Below are 20,422 nucleotides of genomic sequence, written 5' to 3'. Positions count from 1 at the left end.
ACACATTCCCCCTCAGGGTGGATACTTCGGAACTATGCCAAGCGCGAGCGTAATCATCCCGGCACACAACGAAGCCCGGGTAATCGGCCGACTCCTGACGAGCCTGCTCGCGGAGGCTGAGGACGGGGAGTTCGACGTGGTCGTGGTGGCCAACGGCTGCGACGACGACACGGCGGGCGTGGCCCGCGGGTTCGCGGGCGTCCGCGTGGTCGAGACCGAGATCCCCTCCAAGCGCGAGGCGCTGCGCCTCGGCGACGAGGCCGCGGCCGCGCACCCGCGCGTCTACGTGGACGCGGACGTGCAGGTCGGCACGGCGGACGTGCGCGCGCTGCGCGACGTCCTGGCCGCGCCCGGCGGCCCGCTCGCGGCCGCCCCGGAGCGCGCGCTGGCGCTGCGCGACCGTCCCTGGCCGGTGCGGGCGTACTACGCGGTGTGGACGCGGCTGCCGGCCGTCCGGGAGGGCCTGTTCGGGCGTGGCGTGATCGCGGTGTCGCGGGAGGGCAACCGCCGCCTCATGGACCTGCCGCCCGTCATGGGTGACGACCTCGCCGCGTCGCTCGCGTTCGCCCCCGGCGAGCGGCGGGTGGTGCGCGCGGCGAGCGCCGTCATCCACCCGCCCCGCACGCTGGGCGACCTGCTGCGCCGCCGGGTGCGCGCGGTGACGGTGGTGGCCGAGATCGAGCAGGGCCCGATGCCGGGCCAGGAGGCGCGGACGGGCCTGCGCGACCTGGCGGGCATCGCGGGCCGCGCGCCGTGGCTTCTGCCCCACCTCGCGGTGTTCCTGACCGTCACGCTGGTCGCGCGGGCGCGGGCGCGCCGCGCGGTGAAGGCCAAGGACTACACCACGTGGCTGCGGGACGAGAGCAGCAGGACCTGAGGGGTCACCCCCTACGTCCGCGCCCGAGGCCCTGGACGTACTCCTTCACCACCATCCAGGCGAACTTGGTGTTGGTGGACAGGTAGCGCGGGCCGAGCCGGACGGGCTCCTGCAGGAACCGGTACAGCCATTCCATGCCGAGCCGCTGCCAGACGGCGGGGGCCCGGCGGACCTTCCCGGCGAACACGTCGAACGACCCGCCGACGCCGTGGATGACGCCCGCCTTGATGTCGTCGGCGTACCGCGCGCAGAAGATCTCCTTCTTGGGCGAGGTCATGCCGAGGAACAGCAGGTCGGGCCGGGAGCCGCCGATCTCGGCGGCGACGAACGGGGCCTCCTCGTCGGTGAAGTACCCGTCGCGGGCGCCCGCGACGACCAGGCCCGGGTAGGTCGCGCGCACCCGCTCGACGACGCGCTCCAGCACCTCCGGCCGCGCCCCGAGGAAGTACGCCCGGTGCCCGCGCCGCGCGCCCTCCGCCATGAGCGAGGTGAACAGGTCGATGCCCGCGACCCGCTCGGGCAGCGGCCTGCCGAGGATGCGCGACGCCCACACGACGGCCTGCCCGTCGGCCACGACCAGGTCGCAGGACACCACCGAGTCGCGCAGCGCCGCGTCCTCGCGCATGCGGACGGCCTTGGCCGCGTTGACCACGCCGATGGTGAGGTTCTCGCGGTTCTCGACCGCGGTGACGCACCGGGCGACGGTCTGCTCCATGGTGAGCGCGTCCAGCGACATGCCGAGGATCGCCGAGCGCGGCGCGAGGCCGGTCATCGGGCGCCGCCGGGCACGTCACGGGGCAGCGAGAACAGCCACGCGTACAGCAGCCACCCGAGCTCGTACGGACGGCACTCGCGGTCGACGGCGAGCGGCGGGTAGATGCGGTCGAGGACGCCGAGCCGGGACCCCTGGTTGATCGCGGTGGCCACGGCGCGGACGCCGCGGACGATCTTCTTGGGGTCGTCCCTGGCGGCCTTGCGCCAGGTCAGGTCCAGCTCCTCGATGATCAGCTCGTCGTCGATCTCCGGACGCGAGGTCATCCAGTGCAGGCCGAGCGCGATCTCCTTCATATAGGAGGTGCCGCCCGCGTCCGCGAGGTCCAGCAGCGCCATCGGGGCCATGGACAGCTGGTGGACGCTGTACACCGGGTAGCCCTCGACCACGCCGCCGGTGCGGGCGTCGTAGTGCCACCACCACTGGCCGTGCTCACCCTGGGCGGAGCAGATGCCCGCGGCGATGCGCTCGGCCGCGCGCAGGGCCGCCTGGTCGCCGGTGTGGGCGTGCAGGCGGGACAGGGCCTGCAGCGGGTACACCTGGTCGGCGAAGCAGCCGACGTGGGCGCGGTACCAGGACGCGGGGCCGATGACGTGCCGGTACAGCCGGTCGTCGCCGAGCCCGGTCAGCAGCCGCTCGCGGGCGCGGGCGAGCCGCTTCTCCAGCTCGGCGCCGGGGCCTGCGCGGTGCGCGGCGACCAGCGCGGCCAGCGCCCACGCCGCCTCGACCGTGTACACCGGCTCGCCCTCGCGCAGGCCCGCCTCCAGCTCGGCGAGCCGCGCGAGGCCCTGCTCCAGCCCCGCGTGCCCGGTCTCGGCGGCGGCCCACGTGATCAGGGCCACGTCGCCGAGGTTGGTCACGCCCGGGAGCCCGCGGACGAGGTTGCCCACCAGGTCGCCCACAAGATCGCCGGCCAGGGCGGCGCGCTGCCCGTCCCGCGGCAACGGGGCCACGCCGAGGGCGACGATCGCGCTGTAGCGCACGCTGCGGCCCTCCGGGACGGCCGTCCAGCCGCCGTCGGCGCCGAGCCTTCCCCTCCTGGTGAAGACGAACTCACCGTTGACGTAACCGGGAGGAAGCCCGCGGACCGAAAGGCCGACCATGCGGTCGGCCAGCTCCGCCGCGGACGCGTCGACCTCGGCGAGCGCGCCGAGACGACCCTCATGGCGAGTCATCGCCCACCACCCCAACCCTTCGATCTCATGTGACTACTCGATGGTGAAACGTCGGTGTCAGGCCCCGCGGGCATCCCAGCCCCCGGACCACTTGGCGCGAAGCGCCCACAGCTCGGCCCAGTCGCCGCCGCGCGCCGTCGGGCGTCCCTGCCGGTCGGCGTCCGGGGACGACACCCGGCGGCTCAGCGTGCCGCGCAGCCAGACCCCGAACAGCAGCAGGAACACCCCGGCCGCGCGCAGGCCGCGCGGGAAGTGGCGGCGCACCACGGTCACCTTGCCGGTGAACAGCAGCACGAGCTTGTTCAGGCTGGAGGACGACAGGCCGCCGGGGTGCACGAACACGGCCCGGTCGGTGACCATGGGCCGGTAGCCGGCGGCCCGCGCGCGCAGGCACAGGTCGGCGTCCTCGCCGTACATGAAGATGTGCGTGTCGAACCCGCCCACCTCGTCCCACAGCCGGCGGTCGACGAGCATGAGCGCGCCGGTGACGATCGGCACCCGCCGCTCGCCGGTCCAGGTGACCGGCGACTCGGGGTCGAACAGCGAGCTGCCGGGGAAGGCGGTGGACAGGCCGGTGGCGAAGCACAGCGCCGACCACGGCGTCGGCCGTCCCCACCAGGAGCGGGGGTCGTTGTCGCCGGCCTCGGTGACGCAGCGCCCGCCGACGATGCCCGCGCGCGGGTGGCGCGCGGCGCAGGCGAGCAGCTCGGCGAACGCGTCGGGCCGGACCTCGGCGTCGGGGTTGACGAAGACGAGGTGACGTCCCCGCGCGACCTCGGCCCCGGCCACGCAGCCCTCGGCGAAGCCGCCGTTCTCCTGCCGGGCGACCACGCGCGCCCACGGCGCGGCGGCCTGGACCACCTCTACCGTGTCGTCGGGCGAGTTGTTGTCGACGACGATCACCTCGGCGTCCACGGCTTTGGCGGCGCGCTCGACGGCCGCGAGACAGCGGGCGATGTAGCCGCCGCTGCGGTACGTCACGATGATCACGGACAGGTTCACGCGCGTGCCTTCCTGAGCAGGGGGACGGCGACGGCAAGGGCCAGGCAGAGCCCGGCGGCCATCACCGTGACGGCGGCCCGCGAGCCCTGGGCCGTCCACAGCACGCCGAAGGCCCAGGAGGCGGCCATCGCGCCGAGCGCCTGGCCGGTCTGGACGACCGCGAGGCCGGTGGCCCGGCGCTCCTCGGGCAGCAGGGGCCCGGCGAGCGCGCTCACCACGCCGTCGGTCGCCGCGTACGACAGGCCGCGCAGCACGAGCACCGCGACCAGGACCACCGGGCCCTGCGGCAGCAGGAGCAGCGCGTAGCAGGCCAGCAGGGCGGCGTACCCGCCGATCACGACGGTGGAGCGGCCCACCCGGTCGGCGAGACGGCCGAACGGCACGGCGGCGAGCAGGTAGGCCGCCGAGACGGCGACGGGCAGCAGCGGCAGCCAGCCCGCGTCCAGCCCGGCCCCGCGCTGCACCACCAGATAGAGGAAGGAGTCGCTGACGGTGGCGATCGACAGCGGCACCATGGCGACCAGCACCCGCCGGTACGGCCGGTCCCGCAGCAGGGTGACGGTGTCGCGCAGCGAGACCTTGGGACGCTCCCGCGCGGGGCCGCCGGGCTCGCGGACGAACAGCACGAGCACCAGCACGCCGAGCAGGGCGACGCAGAAGCTGACCACGAACACCGCGTCGTAGGCGCTGCCGACGGCCGCGACCACGCCGAACGCGACGAGCGGCCCCATGAGCGCGCCCGCGGTGTCCATGGCCCGGTGCAGGCCGAACGCGCGGCCCTGCGCCTCCGGCGGCGCGCTCAGCGAGATCATCGCGTCCCGGGGCGCGGTGCGCAGGCCCTTGCCGGTGCGGTCCAGGCCGATCATCAGGCCGATGAGCGGCACGGAGCGCCCGGCGGCGAGGTACCCGAGCTTGACCACCGCCGACAGGCCGTACCCGGCGCCCGCCACCAGCTTGCGGCTGCGGAACCGGTCGGCGACGTGCCCGCCCACCAGGCGCAGCACGGCGGTCGCGCCGGTGTAGAGGCCGTCCAGCAGGCCGAACTGCGCCGGGTTCAGGCTGAGCTGGTAGAAGAGGTAGAGGGGCAGGATCGCCGTCACCATCTCCGAGGAGACGTCGGTGAGCAGGCTGACCATGCCGAGCGCGACGACGTTCCCTGCGAGCACCCGCGTGGTCGCCGTGCGGCCGGGCGGCGGGGCCGCCGCGTCATCGGCGCCGGGGTTCGCCTGGGCGTCCGTCCGGCGCGTCTCGGACAGGTACATCAGGCCCGGCCCCCGGCCGCCGCGATCATGGAGGGCCAGGCGGCGCGCAGCGCGTCGCGCCAGTGGCGCAGCGGCGGCATCCCCGCCTCGGCCCAGCGGCCGTGGCCGAGCACACTGTAGGCGGGCCGGGCGGCCGGACGGGCGAACGTCGCGCGCCCGGTGGGCAGCACCCGGCCGGGGTCGGCGCCGAGCAGGGTGAAGACCTCGCGCGCCAGGTCGTACCACGTCGCCTCGCCGGAGGCGGTGCCGTGGTAGACACCCGGCGGGGCGTCGGCGCGCGCGAGCTCGACGAGCCGCGCGGCCAGGTCGCCGGTCCAGGTGGGCTGGCCGATCTGGTCGTCGACGGCCTTCACGGTGTCGTGCGAACGCTCCAGGCCGATCATCGTGTGGACGAAGTTGCGCCCGCCCGCGCCGTACAGCCACGCGGTGCGCACGACGTACCCCGTCTCGGGGAGCACCTCCAGGACGGCGCGCTCCCCGGCGAGCTTGGTGCGGCCGTAGGCGCTGATCGGCGCGGTCGGCGCGTCCTCGTCGTACGGCGTCTCGGCCCTGCCGTCGAAGACGTAGTCGGTCGAGACGTGGACCAGCCGCGCGCCGACCTCCGCGCACACCTCGGCCAGCGCCAGCACGCCGCTGCCGTTGACCGCGAGCGCGTCGATCTCGCGGGTCTCGGCGTCGTCCACGGCGGTCCAGGCGGCGCAGTTGATCACGGTGTCCGGCTTCTCGCGCCGGACGGTGTCGCGGACGCCGTCCAGGTAGCGCAGGTCGAGCCGGTCGCGGCCGAAGGCCAGCACGTCGGACGCGGCGCCGCCCGCCAGCCCGGCCACCACGGCGGTCCCGAGCATGCCGGCGGCCCCGGTGACGAGCACGCGGCCCCCCTCGCCGGCCCGGCCCCCCGGACTGATCGGGCTCACCGCGCGCCCTTGAGCGGCTTCCACCAGGACGGATTGTCGGCGTACCACCGGACGGTCTCGGTGATGCCCTCCTCGAACGACGTGGCGGGCGCGTACCCCATGGCCCGCAGCCTGGAGTCGTCCAGGGAGTAGCGGCGGTCGTGCCCCTTGCGGTCCGGCACGCGCTCGACCACGCTCCAGTCGGCGCCCAGCTCGTCGAGGATGCGCTGGACCAGCTCCAGGTTGGTCAGCTCGGCGGTGCCGGCGATGTTGTAGACCTCGCCCGGCTCGCCGCGCTCGGCCACGAGCTGGATGCCCCGGCAGTGGTCGTCGACGTGCACCCAGTCGCGGACGTTCAGGCCGTCCCCGTACAGCGGGATCTTCCCGCTCTCCAGGAGGTTGGTGACGAACAGCGGGATCGCCTTCTCCGGGTACTGGTACGGCCCGTAGTTGTTGCCGCAGCGCGTGATCGACACCGGCAGCCCGTACGTCACGGCGTACGCGCGGGCGAGCAGGTCCCCGCCCGCCTTGGCCGCGGAGTACGGCGAGCGCGGCTGGAGTGGCGCGTCCTCGTTCCAGGAGCCCTCCTCGACCGTCCCGTACACCTCGTCGGTGGACACCTGGACGACCCTGCCGACGCCCGCGTCCCGGCACGCCTGGAGCACGGTCTGGGTGCCGAGCACGTTGGTGCGCACGAACGCCGACGGCCCGTCGATCGACCGGTCGACGTGCGACTCGGCGGCGAAGTTGACCACCAGGTCGTGGCCGGCGACGACCTCGGCGACCAGCGCGGCGTCGCAGACGTCGCCGTGCACGAACTCGAACCCGCCCTGGACGGGCTCCAGGTTGGCGAGGTTGCCCGCGTAGGTGAGCGCGTCGAGGACCGTGACCTTCGCGCCCTCCAGCGACGGGTAGCCGCCGGTGAGCACCGTGCGGACATAGTGTGACCCGATGAAACCGGCGCCGCCGGTTACCAGAACCCTCATGAGCTAATCTGCACCTTGCTGTGATCGCCGAGCACCAGCCGATGGGCTCTGGGAGTGTTGGGAGCGGGCGTGACCTCCACGTCGCGCCCGATCAGGGAGGCCTCGATCCGGCGCACCCCGTGGATCGACGCGCGGCGCAGCAGGATGGAGTACTCGATCTCGCTGTCCACGACCTGACAGTCCTCGGCGACCGAGGTGAACGGGCCGACGTAGGAGTCCCGCACCACGGCGCCCCGGCCGATGATCACCGGGCCGACGATGCGCGAGCGGGCGATGTCGGCCCCGTCCTCTACCACCACCCGGCCGATGATCTCGGAGGCGTCGTCGACCGCGCCGTCCAGGCGCTGGTCCAGGTCCTCCAGCAGCAGCCGGTTGACCTCCAGCATGTCGGTGACGTTGCCGGTGTCCTTCCAGTAGCCGGAGATGATCGTGGAGGAGACCCGGTGGCCCTCGTCGATCAGCCACTGGATCGCGTCGGTGATCTCCAGCTCTCCGCGCCAGGAGGGCTTCAGCGCGGCCACGCCCTCGTGGACCGCCGGGGTGAACATGTAGACGCCGACGAGGGCGAAGTCGCTCTTCGGGGCGGCCGGCTTCTCCTCCAGCCCGACGACCTGCCCGGAGGTGTCCAGCTCGGCCACGCCGAACTGCCGGGGGTCGGCGACGCGGGTCAGCATGATCTGCGCGGCGGGGCGCTCGTCGTGGAACCGCCTCACCAGCGGCTCGATGCCGCCGACGATGAAGTTGTCGCCGAGGTACATGACGAAGTCGTCGTCGCCGAGGTACTCCCGGGCGATCAGCACCGCGTGGGCCAGGCCCAGCGGCGCGTCCTGCCGCAGGTAGGTCACCTCCAGCCCGAACGCCGACCCGTCGCCGACCGCGCCCTCGATCTCCTCGTGGGTGTCGCCGACGATCATCCCGACCTCGCGGATGCCCGCCGCGGCGATCGCCTCCAGCCCGTAGAACAGCACGGGCTTGTTGGCGACGGGGACCAGCTGTTTGGCGGAGGTGTGGGTGATCGGCCGGAGGCGGGTGCCTGAGCCTCCGGCGAGCACGAGCGCCTTCACTAGTAAGCCCCTCCACCACGGGTGACGGCAGACCATGTCTTCCACAGGATCTGCAGATCGAGGATCAGCGACCAGTTCTCCACATACCGGAGGTCGAGTCGCACGGACTCCTCCCAGGAGAGGTCGGAACGCCCGCTGACCTGCCAGAGGCCGGTCATGCCCGGCTTGACGACGAGCCTGCGGCGGACGTCGGTGCCGTACTGCGCCACCTCTTCGGGAAGCGGCGGACGCGGCCCCACCAGCGACATCTCGCCGCGCGCGACGTTGAACAACTGCGGCAGCTCGTCCAGGGAGTACCGGCGCAGGAAGCCGCCCACGCGGGTGACCCTTGGATCGTTCCTTATCTTGAACAGCACTCCGTCGAACTCGTTGTTGTCAAGGAGGTCGACCTTCAGCTTCTCGGCGTCCCGCACCATCGTGCGGAACTTGAAGACCCGGAACTCGCGGCCGTCGCGGCCCACCCGGGTCTGCCGGAACAGCGCCGGCCCGGGGCTGGTCGTCCTGATGAGGATCGCGATCACCAGCATCGGCAGCGCCAGGACGCTTAGCGCGGCCGCCGCCAGGAGCTTGTCGAACAGGCTCTTGACGATCTGGCGCCCGCCGTCGAACTCCGGGTGCTCCACATGCAGCAGAGGCATCCCGGCGACCGGGCGGATGCTCGTGCGCGGGCCGGCGACGTCCATCAGCGCCGGGGCGACGAACAGCTCGGTGCCCTTGGTCTCGATGCTCCAGGCCAGGCGGCGCAGCGCGGCGCCGTCCAGCTCGGGGCAGGCGAGGACGGCCACGGCATCGGCCGACACCTTGCCGGCCACGGTGGCCACGTCGGCGAAGTCGCCGTACACCGGCACGCCGTCGATGTCGAGCCCGTTGCCCGGGAACTGCCCGGGCGGCAGGCACGCCGCGACGACCCGCATGCCGTGGTACGGCTGCCGCCGGAACTGCATGACCAGATCGAGAACGGCGGTGCGGTGGCCCACGGCCACCACGCGCCGCAGATATTCGCCCTGGGCCCGCCGCCGGTGCAGCCGCTTGCGCATGCGGTAGCGGAACGCCAGGGTGAGCGCCGTGGCGAGCGGCAGCATCGCCATCACGTAACTGCGCGCGATCATCGTCTGGGTGGCGTAGGCGCCGATGGCGACCGCCGCCGTCAGCCCTGCCCCTCCGTCGAAGACCCCACGGAACTCCTCGCTGCCCTCTCCGTGACTCTTCTCGCGGTAGACGCCGGCCAGTGCCATGGCACCGGGCCAGACCAGCGCGAGGCCGAAGCCGAACAGCAACTCCGACCAGGGGATGAAGGCGCCCACCCAGAGCCTGAATCCCATCACCACTTCGCAGGCGATCATGGCGCATGCCATGTCACCTGCGAGAAGAGCCCGCATATAGGAGCGCGTCCAGATGCTCGACGCCGTCAGCGGGCCCGTGTCGAGAAGCGCGACAGAGCGCTCCTGCAACCCCACCCTCATGCTTACCCCTGCCCTGCTCCTGTCAGACCTATGTAGCAGACGGCCATCGCGTCGCTTTGGTTGACACATGGCTCCGAAACATCAGGAGCGTGGGTACCCGTTCAAATACTAAAGATCATCCGCAACAAGGGAAATAGCCGGGCATTGGCCACAATAGGCCTCGTCGCCGTGCGGGGCACTCCCTTGACGGAACGGTCCAAACCCGTGTACATGACCGCGCCCCAGCTAGATTCAGTACATGTCTGACATCCAGGTGGTGAGATCGGGCCAGGTGACGACGGTGGTGCTGGCGCGTCCGGAGGTGCGCAACGCCGTGGACGGTCCCACCGCCGCCGCGCTCGCCCGGGCCTTCCGCGACTTCGAGGAGTCGGACGCGTCCGTCGCCGTGCTGTGGGGCGAGGGCGGGACCTTCTGCTCCGGCGCGGACCTGCACGCGATCGGCACCGAGCGCGGCAACCGGGTGCGCGAGGACGGCGACGGGCCCATGGGGCCCACGCGCATGCGCCTGTCCAAGCCCGTGATCGCCGCCGTCGAGGGGTACGCGGTGGCGGGCGGCCTGGAGCTGGCGATCTGGTGCGACCTGCGGGTGGCCGCCGAGGACGCCGTCTTCGGGGTGTTCTGCCGCCGCTGGGGCGTCCCTCTCGTAGATGGCGGCACCGTGCGGCTGCCGAGGCTGGTCGGCACGGGCCGGGCGATGGACATGATCCTCACCGGCCGCGCCGTGGGCGCCGCCGAGGCACTGGCCATGGGCCTTGTCACCCGGGTCGTCCCGCCGGGCACGGCGCGCGAGAACGCCGAGGAGCTTGCCCGCGAGCTCGCCGCCCTGCCCCAGGACTGCATGCGGCGGGACCGCCTGTCCCTGCTGGAGCAGGAGGGGCTCACCGAGGAGGAGGCGCTGCGCGGCGAGTTCCGCCACGGCCTGGTCTCGCTCCGGAGCGCCACCGACGGCGTCGGCCGGTTCCGCTCGGGCGCCGGCCGCCACGGAGCCTGACGCGGGCCGAGGAACGCCCCACCGGTCGCGGCCGCCCCGAGGGCCGCCGGAGCCTGATCACTCTGCGGCCGATCCGGCCGGTGCGCCGCTAGTCGTACTCCAGATCCGGCAAAGGAGACGGCGGATCCGGGCTGCGCCACACGACCACGTATCCGGAGTATCCGGAGTACCCGGCGTGCCCCGGGCCACCGGCGTTGCCCCCGGAGGTGGCGTGGGCGGACGTCACCGCGTCGCTCAGCCGCTCCAGGTCGAACTCCGGCAGGTACCGCAGCCTCGCCAGGAAGGTCGCGTCGGTGGCGGAGCGCGGCACCACGCACCCCTGGCCGTCGCGGTCGAGCAGGACGATCAGCATGTCGGATTCGGTGACGCCGCCGACGCGGACCTCGACCACGTCCTCCCACGCGAGGGCCTCGACACTGCCGTCGGCGTAGTGACGGGTGACGCCCTCTTCGGTGACGTACACATAGGAGTCCGGCACTGAGTTGCCGTGCATGGGCGCGATTGTGACGACTCACCAGGCGTCCTCGCAAGAGAAGCGGCTAATCAGCACCCCAGGCGTGCACCAGATGGGCGGCCGTCGCGCGGCGCGCGGCCTCGGCGGGACCTGCGGCGATGGCGTCCAGCAGCGCGCGGTGCTCGTCCACCAGTTTCGCTCTGTCGTGATATATGGCCCGAAGGCGTACGAGCCCGAGCCGGGTTTCGGCCGCCAGCGCGCCGTACAGGCGTTCCAGCCGGGGGCTGCCCACGGCGAGGATCAGCTCCTCGTGGAACGCCATGTGCTCGGCGACGACGTCGGCCCACGGCGCGTCCGCCGGGAGGGCCGCCATGCGCGTCAGCGCGGCGTCCGCCTGGGGCACCCGCCGGCCCGCCACGGCGGCCGCCATCAGATCCTCCAGGGGACGCCGGACGTACATCAGGTCGTCCAGGTCGGCGAGCGTGACCTCGGGCACGTACGCGCTGCGGTTGCGCTCGCGCCGCAGCAGCCCCTCGTGGACCAGGACGGCCAGGGCCTCGCGGACGGTCGGGCGCGCCACACCGTACAGGCTCGACAGCTCCTGCTCGGGAAGCGCGGTGCCGGGGGAGATCTCGCCGGAGAGCACGCGCCGGCGCAGGGCGGCCGCGAGCGCGTCGACCGTCGAGACGGGGCGCAGTTTCACGCCGACGATTGTGCCTCCACGACGCGGTCGGCGGGAGCCGGACGGACGGGTTCGGGCAGGGCGACCACGACCAGGGCCGCGCCGAGCAGGGCGAGCCCCGCCCAGGAGACCGGGGTGAGCCGCTCGTGCAGGACGATGAGACCGAGCAGGGCCGCCACGGCGGGCTCGGCCAGCGTCAGCGTGGCGGCGCGGGCGACCGGCGTGGCGCGCAGGCCGCGTCCGTACAGGACTGCGGCCAGCGCCGTCGTGGCGCACCCGAGGTAGACGGCGGTGAGCAGCGCGTGCGGCTCGCCGAGCCACGCGGTGCCCCTCCAGAGCAGGATCGGCAGCATCACCACCGCCGCGCCCCCGAACATGAGCACCATCACGGCGCTGGACGGCGCCCCGGCCGCGATGGCCCGCGAGGCGGTCACCGCGTAGAAGGCGTACAGCAGCCCCCCGGCCAGCGCGAGCAGGACGCCCGGCGGGTCGACGCCGACCGCCGCGCCCCCCGACAGGCCGCCCGAGACCAGCGCGGCGCACCCGGCGACGGCGGCGGCGGTCGCGAGTGCCCAGCGGCGGCCGGGGCGCCTGCGGTCGTAGGCCCAGGAGAGCAGGCCGGTGAAGACGGGGCCGCTGCCGATCGCGACCACGGTGCCGACCGCGACGCCGGTGCGGGTGACGGCGCCGAAGAAGCAGAGCTGGTACGCGGCGGCGGCCACGGCGGCGAGGGCGAGCGGCAGCGGGCGCCCGCGCGCGAGCAGGCGCCGGGCGGCGCGGCCGGCGACGGCGGCGAGGACGAGGCCGCCGATGACCAGGCGGGCGGCGGCGAGCGCGATCGGGTCGGCCGGTCCGGCGAGCGCGAGCGTCCCCGCCGTGCCCGCGGTCCCCCAGAGGACGGCGGCGGCGATCACGCCCACGGGACCTGCGGCGGCGCCGCGCGCGCGTCCGCTCTTGGCCGGGATGGAGACCATGGCGAGATTGTCTGACAACTAGACAGTTGATGCAACGACCCAGTGAGATTCGGCCGGAAATGAGGCATGATTCGTTAATTAAGGGGCCTGTCTGCACTCGACCCCCATTGGTACTGTTTCGCCACCAATAACCCGCGCGTAACGATGCGGCTCCCCAGCGAGGTCTCATGGGTGGGCGTAAGAGATCCATCAAGTTCAAGATCTTGACCCTGGCACTGGTACCACTGATCTCCCTGATCGGGATCTGGGCCTTCGCGGCGACGATCACGGTGCAGAGCGGGCTCGACCTCCTTCAGGTGCAGTCCATCTACACCAACGTGATCGTCCCGGCCGGAAACCTGTCGACCCAGCTCCACCACGAGCGCTACGAGTCGCTCGCCTACCTGGGATCGTCCTCCGGCGACCGCACCGCCCTGGAGGCGCAACGGGCCAGGACCGACCAGGCGCGGGCCGTGCTGGAACAGAAGGCGCTGCCGGGCGGCGTTCAGGACGTGCCGGATCTATCGATCTACCAGCGGGCGATCGAGCTGGTCACCGTGACGGGCCGGCTGCCCGACATCCGGGCCCGCGTCGACGCCAAGAGCTTCACGCCCCTGCTCACGCTGGACGCCTACGACCTGATCTCCGACGCCGTCGCCCGCGTGTACGACAGCCTGCGCCTCGCCGGCGACCCCGAGCTCGGCCCGCCGACGCGGGCCATCACGCTCATCGACCGCAGCCGCGACCTCATGTGGCAGCAGGCCGCCCTGGTCGTGGGCGCCGCGGCCGCGGGGACGATGAGCACCGACGAGCAGACCGCCTTCACGGCGATGGTGACCAAGCGCCGCCTGCTGTACGACATGGGCTTCCAGCTCCTCGACGACGAGCTGCGCCAGCCCTACCTCGTCCTGCAGAACTCCCAGGCGTACACGAGGTTCTCCTCCATCGAGGACCAGATCAGCCAGGACGTCGGCGGCGGCAGGGCGCTGCCGGCCGCCTCGGCGAAGTGGGCGGAGAACGTCCAGGCCGCCACGAGGCTCTTCGACCGGCAGAACGGGGTCGCGGCCCGGCAGATCGCCGACCGGGCCACCCCGATCGCCATGGGCATCCTGTGGCGGATCGGCGTCGCCGCGGGGCTCGGCCTGATCGGCATCGGCTTCTCGCTGTGGGTGTGCGTCCGCTTCGGACGGCGCATCACCGCCGAGCTGGTGCACCTGCAGAGCGTCGCCCTGGAGCTCGCCAACCGCAGGCTCCCCTCCGTCGTGCGGAGGCTGCGGCAGGGCGAGGACGTCGACGTGGCCGCCGAGACCCCGCCGATCGCCACGGGCACCACCGAGGAGATCGTCAGCGTGGGGCAGGCGTTCACGTCCGTGCAGACCACCGCGGTGCAGGCCGCCGTGGGACAGGCAGAGATCCGCAAGGGCGTCGGCAAGGTGTTCCTCAACCTCGCCCGCCGCAACCAGTCACTGCTGCACCGCCAGCTCTCGATGCTCGACGCCCTCGAACGCAAGGTGACCGACCCGGACCTGCTGGACGAGCTGTTCGGCATCGACCACCTGACCACGCGCATGCGCCGGCACGCCGAGGGGCTGATCATCCTCTCCGGCGCCGTCCCGGGCCGCGGATGGCGCACGCCGGTGCCGATGTTCGACGTCGTCCGCGCGGCCGTCGAAGAGGTGGAAGACTATTTGCGCGTGCACGTCGCCATGCCCGAGGACATGGCGCTGAGCGGCAACGCCGCCACCGACGTCATCCATCTGCTCGCCGAGCTGGTGGAGAACGCCACGATCTTCTCCCCGCCGCACACCCACGTCGAGGTCCGCGGCGAGGCCGTGGCCAGAGGGTTCGCGATCGAGGTCGAGGACAGGGGGCTCGGGCTGAGCCCGGAGGAGATGGACCAGATCAACGCGAGACTTGCCGATCCCCCCGAGTTCGACCTCGCTGACAGCGACCGGCTGGGCCTGTTCGTCGTGGGCCGCCTGGCCGCGCGGCGCGGTATCCGCGTCTCGCTGCGCGTCTCGCCGTACGGCGGCACGACGGCGATCGTCCTCCTCCCCGAAGGGCTGGTCACCTCGGCCGACTCGGTGCCCCGGGAGCAGTACTCGCTGGAGCGGATCGCCGCCGTCGAGGCCGGGACGGGCCACGCCCGCCCGTCCAGGGGGAACGGGACGTCCGGCGGCCTCGCGGTCGCGGGCGGCTCCGGCGACGGGGAGGGGCGGGCGGCCGTCGAGAGCCGGTCCGCGGACGACGCGGCCGGGAACGGCGGGCGCGCGGCGAACGGGCGCTCCAAGGGCGCCGCGGGCCTTCCCCACCGCGTGCGGCAGGCGAACCTCGCCCCGCAGCTCCGCGACGCCGCCACGCCGCCCGAGAGCGCGCCTGGACGTCCGGGCGGCGGGGAGCACCTTCAGCCGTCCCCTGACATGTTCTCCTCTTTCCGGGCAGGATGGCAGCGCGCCCGAGACGGAGAGGAGGACCGGACGTGAACGACGGCGGTGAACGCTGGCTCGACCAGGACGCCGGCCCCATCATCCGCCCCTACACCGTCACACGCGGCCGCACCCGTCCCACGGGGCCCGCGTTCGACATGGTGGCGATCGTGCGGGCCGTCCCCGGCGGACGGCCCCAGCCCGGGCTGGGCCCCGAGCACCTGCGCGTCCTGCGCATGTGCGCGGCGCCGACGTCGGTGGTCGACCTGGCCTCCGAGAGCGGCCTGTCGCTCGGCGTCGTGCGCGTCCTGCTGGGCGACCTGCGCGACCAGCAGCTCGTGACCGTGCGGGCCCCGGCGAGCGTCTCCCAGCTCCCGGGGGAACACATCCTGCGCGAGGTGATCCAGGGGCTCCAGGCACTGTGACCCCTACGTCCGGGCGGGCCTTCCGCACGGGCTTGTCATAGATCGCGGGCCCCCTCCGGAGTTCGGAGGGGGCCCGTGGCATTGTCCGCTAGCTCTTGATGGTGTAACTGTCGCCGTAGACCTTCCAGGTCAGCGGCGGGTTCAGGTCGAGGTTGCCGGCCTTCAGGAAGACCCGCTGCTCGGTGTCGACCCGGCTGGTGTCGCTGTGGGCCTCCTCGGTCTTCATGGCGGCCTTGCGGGCGTCCAGGAAGGCGTTGAGGTAGGTCGTCTCGTTGCCGCCCTGGGCCGGGGTCCTGGCCTTCTTCATGGCCGTCTTGCGGATGCCGCCGAAGCTGACGCTGTCGTTGCCGGGCCCGTGCATGACGATGGCGTCGTAGTAGATGAACTGGCCGAGGGCGCGCAGGCCGTCCGCCTTGGCCTGCTGGACGGCGGGGTTGAAGTAGACCCGGTCGCGCTCGTCGTTCTGCGCCTTCTGGAACACCGTGTCCTTGGCGGCGGTCGCCCAGTCCTTGGTGAAGTTCGGGTCGAGGCCGCTGTGGGAGGCGCTGCCGTTGACCTTGCGCAGCGCCGGGAGGTACTTGGCGAGGACGTTGCCCGGCTTGCGCTCGGCGTAGAGCTCGACGAGGTCCAGCATGTCGCCGGTGCCGGAGCAGAAGCCGATGATCCCGGCCGTGTAGCCGCGGCCGTCGCCGATGTCCTCGATGTACTTGTACTGCGCCTTCCAGTCGAGCGAGGAGTTCTCCGCGCTCGACACCAGCTGCATGGCGATGTCCTTCTTGTGCGGGTCGGTGAGGTCCACGGCCGCCGCGCGCGCGGGGGCGGACATCACCGAGGCGGCCGCGTGTGCAGGGCCCGCGGTGCCGGCGAGGGCCGGGACCAGCGCGGCGGCCAGCACGGGCGCGAGCAGCGCGGCCCTGCGGGGGGTGGTTTGCCGGGGGATGCGCACCTGTCTCTCCGTTCCGCCGCTCCTGGCGGGGGTGTGCGCGAGGCGGGTACGGCCGTCTCGCGCCGCCGGAGCCTGTGGCGGTCTGGCCGGAGGCGGGGGCGCCTCCAGCGATCGTTAGGAAAGTTACCTAACGAATGGAAGCACCAGCGCCACATCGGTGTCAATGGGCTCATCCGTTCGCCCCCGTACCGCCATTTCGGCGCCTCGGCGGCAACCGCTTTCCCAACCGCCCGCCCGGGTCATGCGAATCCCCGCGAGCCGCGCCCAATGTAAAGAAACGGTACCCATTTGGGCGGAATGGGTAGTGATGCAGGTAGTTGTCCCGTTACTAGGTATGGAGCCGTCGGGAGATGCTCGACGTGTTGGCAAAGAGAGCCACGGACAGACCAATCGGATCAGGTGCAAGCCATGTGTCAACACCAACCTCAGTGCCCGCCGGCGGATGCCGTCGATCACGAAGCCGCCTGCCTGGTGGCGTTCCACCCCGAGCAGGGGTGGGGGCTGCTGTGCAACGGCGTGGTGGTCTTCGAGGACACGGGCGAACTCCTGCCCGACGGTCGCAGCGTTCCGCCCCTCCACCAGGTCGCCTACGGGCGCGAGGCGTATGGACGGGCGGCATGACGATGACACTCACCGAGAGCGCACCCGCGGTGGACACCTCACGCGGCTTCGGCCCGGTGCTCCACATCCGCCCGGCCCGCCACCCCGGCAGGCAGGCGACGTGGGTCCTGCTCCCGGAGCCGGCCACCGTGCCGCGCACCCGCAGGCGCGTCCGGCGCCAGCTGGCCGCCTGGGGGATCGGGGAACAGAGCGACGTCGCCGAGCTGCTCGTCAGCGAGGTCGTCACCAACGCCATGCGCCACGCGTGGGCGGCGGTCATGACCGTCTCGATGGACGACGGGATGCTCCGGTGCGAGGTTCAGGACACCAACCCCGCCCTCCCGCGGGTGTGCGAGGCCCACGACGGCGACGAGGGCGGCCGGGGCATGTACCTCATGGAAGCGCTTTCCGGTTCCTGGGGCAGCTACCGCGTCTCCTCCGGCAAGGTCGTCTGGTTCGAGCTCCCCGCCGCCGAGCAGTGCCCGGCCCGCGCCGCCGAGGACGACGAGCGGACCGCGTGAGCCCGTACAAGGAACGGTGATCGCAGATATGACCGAGATCGGAAGACCCGCCGAGCAGGGCATGGACCCGCGGAACGCGGCCGGGAGGCGGCACGCCATGCGGCGCCTCCGCATCCGCAGGCAACGGGCCAGGGCCGCCGCACAGGACATGCCCGACCTGCGGACCCCGTCCGGACGCACCCTGCCCTACTGACCGCGTATCGGCCATGCCGGCGGGTGAACGCTCACCGCCCCGCCGGACACCGAACCCCCTGGGGCCCACCCCGGCCCGGCTCCCCCATCGATTCCCAGCTTCCCCCAAAGGAGACGCCGGGGCTGAGACGGACCGCCCACACCTCTCAGCCCCGGCGTCCCGCCTTCTCAGGCCTCGGGCGGGACGCCGCGCCACCCGGACGCGAAGCCGTCCCCGGCCCGTCCCTGCTCGGCCACCCAGACCGCGATCTGCGCCCGCGAGTGGAACCCGAGCTTGCCCAGGATGTGCTCGATGTGCCCCTCCGCCGTGCGCTGGGCGATGACCAGCCGCGCGGCGATCTCCTTGTTGCTCAGCCCCTCGGCGACGAGCCGGGAGATCTCGGTCTCCCTGCGCGTCAGCGGCGAGGGGGCCGGCTCGTACGCGCGCTCGGCTTCGGGGACGGACGCGGGCTCCTCGACGGCGTAGGCGAGCGCCTCGTCCAGGGTCAGCCGGGCGCCCTGCGCGGCCGAGACGCGGTACGCCGGGTCGCCCAGCGCGTCCCGTGTCCGCGTCACGGACTCGTCGTGGTACCGCGTCAGATGCCCGAACACGGACAACTGGGTGCCCACGGCCTGCCAGATGCCGGACAGCGCCCCGAACAGCCGGGCCGCCCGCTCGTGGTCCCCGTCCCCCGAGGCCATCCAGGCCAGCACCTCCAGGCAGATCCCCACGCCGAACCAGTCGTCCAGCGCGCCGTTGAAGCGCAGTCCCTGCTTCACCATCGCGGCCGCCCGCGCCGAGTCCCCCTGACGCCAGACCTCGATGCCGAGCGCCATCAGGGCGTACGCCTTGTGCCAGACCTCGCCTCGGGCCTCGCAGATCTCCAGCGCCTCCTGGCCACAGGCGACGGCCCGCGCGGAGTCCCCCTCGAAGGAGTACGCCAGGCACAGCCGGGTCAGCGCCACCACCTCGCCGACCTCGTCGTGTGCGGCGCGGTGGGAGGCCAGGGCCTCCTCGAACATCTTGATCGCCGGGCCGCTGTCGCCCTGGTACAGCGACGCCATGCCCGAGAAGAGCGTGACGTAGGCGAGCACCCGGTCCAGGCCCAGCCGCTCGCCGATCCGGCGGCTCTCCCCGAGCATCGGGACGGCCACGGCGTCGTCCCCCTGCATGAGCGCGAGCCAGGCGTCGACCCACAGGGCCCGTGCCCGCAGCTCGCCCGGCTCGTCCACGGCAAGGAGCCCGCGGTCCAGCCAGCGCCGCCCTTCCCGGACGTGCCGGCTGGTCTTCCAGTGGTAGAGCAGGTCGGCGGCCGTCTCCAGGCCGGCCCGCGCGCCCTCGGGCCCTCCGTGCTCGAAGCAGGACGCCAGCGCGCCGCGCAGGTTGGCGTGGTCGAGCCGCAGCCGGGCCAGCCACTCCACCTGGGCTCCGGTGAACAGGTGCGCCCGCGCCTGCCCGGCCAGCTCGCGGTAGTAGTCGCTGTGGCGCCGGCGCAGCGCGTCCTGCTCGCCCGACTCGGCGAGCCGGTCCCTGCCGTACTGCCGGATCGTCTCCAGCAGCCGGTACCTGACCCCCGGCGGCGCCTCGTCGCGCAGCAGCACGGACTTCTCCACCAGCCCGCTGACCAGGTCCACGACGTCCTCGCGCGCGATCCCGTCACCGGAGCACACCGCCTCGGCGGCGTCCAGGTCGAGCCCGCCGAAGAAGACCGAGACACGGGCCCACAGCAGCCGTTCAGGCTCGGTGCACAGCTCGTAGCTCCAGTCGACGAGCGCCCGCAGCGTCCGGTGCCGGGGCGTCGCCGCGCGGGTCCCCGAGGCGAGCAGCCGGAACCGGTCGTCCAGCCGTTCAAGGAGCTGCCGGACCGACAGCGCGCGCAGCCGTACGGCGGCGAGCTCGATCGCCAGCGGGATGCCGTCCAGGCGCCGGCAGATCCGTTCCACGGCGTCCCGGTTGGCCTCCGTGACCGCGAAATCGGGCAGCACGGCCTCGGCCCGCTCGACGAACAGCCGTACGGCGTCCACCTGGGCGAGCGCATCGACCGACATCGGCCGGCCGCCGGCCTCCGGGAGCGGCAGCGGGAGCACCGCCAGCGTCCGCTCGCCGCCGATGTGCAACGGCTGCCTGCTGGTGGCGATCACGCGCAGCTCGGGCGCGCAGGCGAGCAGTTCCTCGGTGAGGACCGCGCAGTCGTGCAGGAGGTGCTCGCAGTTGTCGAGGATCACCAGCGCCTTCTTGCCGGACAGGTGCTCGGCGAGCCGGTCCACGCACGCCCGTCCGCCCTCCTCGTGCAGGCGCAGCACGTCGGCGAGGGCCTGCGGGAGCAGCTCGGGGTCGTCGAGGGAGCCCAGATCGGCGAACCACACGCCGTCGGGGAAGGCCCGCCCGACCTCGGTGGCGATGCGGCAGGCCAGCCGGGTCTTGCCGACGCCGCCCACCCCGGTGAGGGTGACGAGCCGGGATCTCGACAGCAGCGACCGGATCTCGGCGAGCTCACGCCTACGTCCGACGAAGCTCGTGACCTCGGCCGGGAGCCCGCGCGTGCGCCGGGATCTCGAGGTGCTCACCGCCATCCCGCTCATTTGTGCCTCACCCGTCGACCCGAACCCATCAATACGGACAAGTCGGCATTAGTCAGGTTATGTCCGGTCCCGATGGCTACGCACACCCACGGCGCACCGATACCCCCAGCGGATCGCAAAGCTTTGATGTACCCGGGTAGAGCCCGAAAACCAGACAGAGGGTGTCGTATATCGCT

General features: G+C 72.7%; 20 protein-coding genes. 7 read left to right on the top strand and 13 right to left on the bottom strand.

What is annotated here, in order from left to right; genetic code table 11:
* Positions 1-34 precede the first annotated feature (34 nt).
* A complete protein-coding gene (locus tag DQ384_RS08030) occupies positions 35-877 on the top strand; it encodes a glycosyltransferase (protein WP_114028092.1) in 843 nt (280 codons plus the stop codon).
* 4 nt (positions 878-881) lie between these two features.
* Here the strand turns inward: DQ384_RS08030 and DQ384_RS08025 are convergent, their stop codons facing one another.
* Genes DQ384_RS08025 through DQ384_RS07990 form a run of 8 tightly spaced genes read right to left on the bottom strand, consistent with a single transcriptional unit; the run spans position 882 to position 9,494 of the window.
* A complete protein-coding gene (locus DQ384_RS08025; RefSeq protein ID WP_114028091.1) occupies positions 882-1,649 on the bottom strand; it encodes a WecB/TagA/CpsF family glycosyltransferase in 768 nt (255 codons plus the stop codon).
* Entirely contained in the window at positions 1,646-2,824 is a 1,179-nt protein-coding gene (locus DQ384_RS08020; RefSeq protein WP_114028090.1) for a hypothetical protein, read from the bottom strand. The genes DQ384_RS08025 and DQ384_RS08020 overlap by 4 nt, the downstream gene beginning before the upstream one ends.
* A gap of 57 nt (positions 2,825-2,881) precedes the next feature.
* On the bottom strand, positions 2,882-3,826 hold the full coding sequence (locus DQ384_RS08015) for a glycosyltransferase family 2 protein (protein WP_181871091.1): 945 nt from the start codon (positions 3,824-3,826) through the stop codon (positions 2,882-2,884).
* The gene (locus DQ384_RS08010) at positions 3,823-5,088 is read right to left on the bottom strand and encodes an MFS transporter (protein ID WP_114028088.1); all 1,266 of its coding nucleotides are present in this window, start codon (positions 5,086-5,088) and stop codon (positions 3,823-3,825) included. The genes DQ384_RS08015 and DQ384_RS08010 overlap by 4 nt, the downstream gene beginning before the upstream one ends.
* Entirely contained in the window at positions 5,088-6,002 is a 915-nt protein-coding gene (gene rfbD / locus DQ384_RS08005; protein ID WP_245966315.1) for a dTDP-4-dehydrorhamnose reductase, read from the bottom strand. Before rfbD ends, DQ384_RS08010 begins: the two co-directional genes overlap by 1 nt.
* Positions 5,999-6,967 (bottom strand): dTDP-glucose 4,6-dehydratase, encoded by a 969-nt coding sequence (gene rfbB / locus DQ384_RS08000; protein ID WP_114028087.1) that lies wholly within the window; start codon positions 6,965-6,967, stop codon positions 5,999-6,001. The genes rfbD and rfbB overlap by 4 nt, the downstream gene beginning before the upstream one ends.
* Positions 6,964-8,031, bottom strand: coding sequence for a glucose-1-phosphate thymidylyltransferase (locus DQ384_RS07995; protein WP_114028086.1), 1,068 nt, complete (start codon positions 8,029-8,031; stop codon positions 6,964-6,966). Before DQ384_RS07995 ends, rfbB begins: the two co-directional genes overlap by 4 nt.
* A complete protein-coding gene (locus DQ384_RS07990; RefSeq protein ID WP_114028085.1) occupies positions 8,031-9,494 on the bottom strand; it encodes a sugar transferase in 1,464 nt (487 codons plus the stop codon). The genes DQ384_RS07995 and DQ384_RS07990 overlap by 1 nt, the downstream gene beginning before the upstream one ends.
* A 238-nt stretch (positions 9,495-9,732) precedes the next feature.
* On the opposite strand from DQ384_RS07990, the gene DQ384_RS07985 reads away from it, so the two are divergent.
* On the top strand, positions 9,733-10,485 hold the full coding sequence (locus DQ384_RS07985; protein ID WP_114028084.1) for a crotonase/enoyl-CoA hydratase family protein: 753 nt from the start codon (positions 9,733-9,735) through the stop codon (positions 10,483-10,485).
* Between the two features lie 88 nt (positions 10,486-10,573).
* On the opposite strand, the gene DQ384_RS07980 is transcribed toward DQ384_RS07985, so the two are convergent.
* The 3 genes from DQ384_RS07980 to DQ384_RS07970 are packed head-to-tail and all read right to left on the bottom strand — an operon-like array spanning position 10,574 to position 12,613.
* On the bottom strand, positions 10,574-10,978 hold the full coding sequence (locus tag DQ384_RS07980) for a hypothetical protein (RefSeq protein WP_114028083.1): 405 nt from the start codon (positions 10,976-10,978) through the stop codon (positions 10,574-10,576).
* Between the two features lie 46 nt (positions 10,979-11,024).
* Positions 11,025-11,642 carry a GntR family transcriptional regulator gene (locus DQ384_RS07975; RefSeq protein ID WP_245966314.1) on the bottom strand — a complete coding sequence of 206 codons (618 nt, stop codon included), beginning with the start codon at positions 11,640-11,642 and terminating at the stop codon, positions 11,025-11,027.
* Positions 11,639-12,613, bottom strand: coding sequence for a DMT family transporter (locus tag DQ384_RS07970; RefSeq protein ID WP_245966313.1), 975 nt, complete (start codon positions 12,611-12,613; stop codon positions 11,639-11,641). Before DQ384_RS07970 ends, DQ384_RS07975 begins: the two co-directional genes overlap by 4 nt.
* 185 nt (positions 12,614-12,798) lie before the next feature.
* Between DQ384_RS07970 and DQ384_RS07965 the strand changes: the two genes are divergently transcribed.
* Complete coding sequence (locus DQ384_RS07965) at positions 12,799-15,057, top strand: nitrate- and nitrite sensing domain-containing protein (RefSeq protein WP_181871090.1); 2,259 nt, start codon at positions 12,799-12,801, stop codon at positions 15,055-15,057.
* On the top strand, positions 15,054-15,425 hold the full coding sequence (locus tag DQ384_RS07960; protein WP_245966312.1) for a DUF742 domain-containing protein: 372 nt from the start codon (positions 15,054-15,056) through the stop codon (positions 15,423-15,425). The genes DQ384_RS07965 and DQ384_RS07960 overlap by 4 nt, the downstream gene beginning before the upstream one ends.
* A gap of 88 nt (positions 15,426-15,513) precedes the next feature.
* Here the strand turns inward: DQ384_RS07960 and DQ384_RS07955 are convergent, their stop codons facing one another.
* Positions 15,514-16,371: a chitosanase gene (locus DQ384_RS07955; RefSeq protein ID WP_281274021.1), complete on the bottom strand. Its 858-nt coding sequence runs from the start codon at positions 16,369-16,371 to the stop codon at positions 15,514-15,516.
* Positions 16,372-16,779: 408 nt separating this feature from the next.
* On the opposite strand from DQ384_RS07955, the gene DQ384_RS07950 reads away from it, so the two are divergent.
* From DQ384_RS07950 to DQ384_RS41120, 3 genes are read left to right on the top strand one after another with little or no spacing between them, the layout of a single operon-like run.
* Positions 16,780-16,992 carry a DUF5999 family protein gene (locus DQ384_RS07950; protein ID WP_114028079.1) on the top strand — a complete coding sequence of 71 codons (213 nt, stop codon included), beginning with the start codon at positions 16,780-16,782 and terminating at the stop codon, positions 16,990-16,992.
* Positions 16,989-17,492, top strand: a complete 504-nt coding sequence (locus DQ384_RS07945; protein ID WP_114028078.1) for an ATP-binding protein — start codon at positions 16,989-16,991, stop codon at positions 17,490-17,492. Before DQ384_RS07950 ends, DQ384_RS07945 begins: the two co-directional genes overlap by 4 nt.
* A 28-nt stretch (positions 17,493-17,520) precedes the next feature.
* Positions 17,521-17,685 (top strand): hypothetical protein, encoded by a 165-nt coding sequence (locus DQ384_RS41120; protein ID WP_181871089.1) that lies wholly within the window; start codon positions 17,521-17,523, stop codon positions 17,683-17,685.
* Positions 17,686-17,852: 167 nt separating this feature from the next.
* On the opposite strand, the gene DQ384_RS07940 is transcribed toward DQ384_RS41120, so the two are convergent.
* Positions 17,853-20,237: an ATP-binding protein gene (locus DQ384_RS07940; protein WP_245966311.1), complete on the bottom strand. Its 2,385-nt coding sequence runs from the start codon at positions 20,235-20,237 to the stop codon at positions 17,853-17,855.
* Positions 20,238-20,422: the final 185 nt, after the last annotated feature.

The organism is Sphaerisporangium album (assembly GCF_003323745.1).
GTDB classification, from domain to species: domain Bacteria; phylum Actinomycetota; class Actinomycetes; order Streptosporangiales; family Streptosporangiaceae; genus Sphaerisporangium; species Sphaerisporangium album.
This window is presented reverse-complemented; position numbering and strand designations above follow the sequence as displayed.

What these genes read in the sequence shown, in the direction of transcription:
- DQ384_RS07950 (WP_114028079.1), top strand. Translation starts at nt 16,780, where the DNA reads ATGTGTCAACACCAACCTCAGTGCCCGCCGGCGGATGCCGTCGATCAC.
- DQ384_RS07985 (WP_114028084.1), top strand. Translation starts at nt 9,733, where the DNA reads ATGTCTGACATCCAGGTGGTGAGATCGGGCCAGGTGACGACGGTGGTG.
- DQ384_RS07990 (WP_114028085.1), bottom strand. Translation starts at nt 9,494, where the DNA reads ATGAGGGTGGGGTTGCAGGAGCGCTCTGTCGCGCTTCTCGACACGGGC.
- DQ384_RS07940 (WP_245966311.1), bottom strand. Translation starts at nt 20,237, where the DNA reads ATGGCGGTGAGCACCTCGAGATCCCGGCGCACGCGCGGGCTCCCGGCC.
- DQ384_RS08010 (WP_114028088.1), bottom strand. Translation starts at nt 5,088, where the DNA reads ATGTACCTGTCCGAGACGCGCCGGACGGACGCCCAGGCGAACCCCGGC.
- DQ384_RS08025 (WP_114028091.1), bottom strand. Translation starts at nt 1,649, where the DNA reads ATGACCGGCCTCGCGCCGCGCTCGGCGATCCTCGGCATGTCGCTGGAC.
- rfbB (WP_114028087.1), bottom strand. Translation starts at nt 6,967, where the DNA reads ATGAGGGTTCTGGTAACCGGCGGCGCCGGTTTCATCGGGTCACACTAT.
- DQ384_RS41120 (WP_181871089.1), top strand. Translation starts at nt 17,521, where the DNA reads ATGACCGAGATCGGAAGACCCGCCGAGCAGGGCATGGACCCGCGGAAC.
- DQ384_RS07980 (WP_114028083.1), bottom strand. Translation starts at nt 10,978, where the DNA reads ATGCACGGCAACTCAGTGCCGGACTCCTATGTGTACGTCACCGAAGAG.
- DQ384_RS07945 (WP_114028078.1), top strand. Translation starts at nt 16,989, where the DNA reads ATGACGATGACACTCACCGAGAGCGCACCCGCGGTGGACACCTCACGC.
- DQ384_RS08020 (WP_114028090.1), bottom strand. Translation starts at nt 2,824, where the DNA reads ATGACTCGCCATGAGGGTCGTCTCGGCGCGCTCGCCGAGGTCGACGCG.
- DQ384_RS08030 (WP_114028092.1), top strand. Translation starts at nt 35, where the DNA reads ATGCCAAGCGCGAGCGTAATCATCCCGGCACACAACGAAGCCCGGGTA.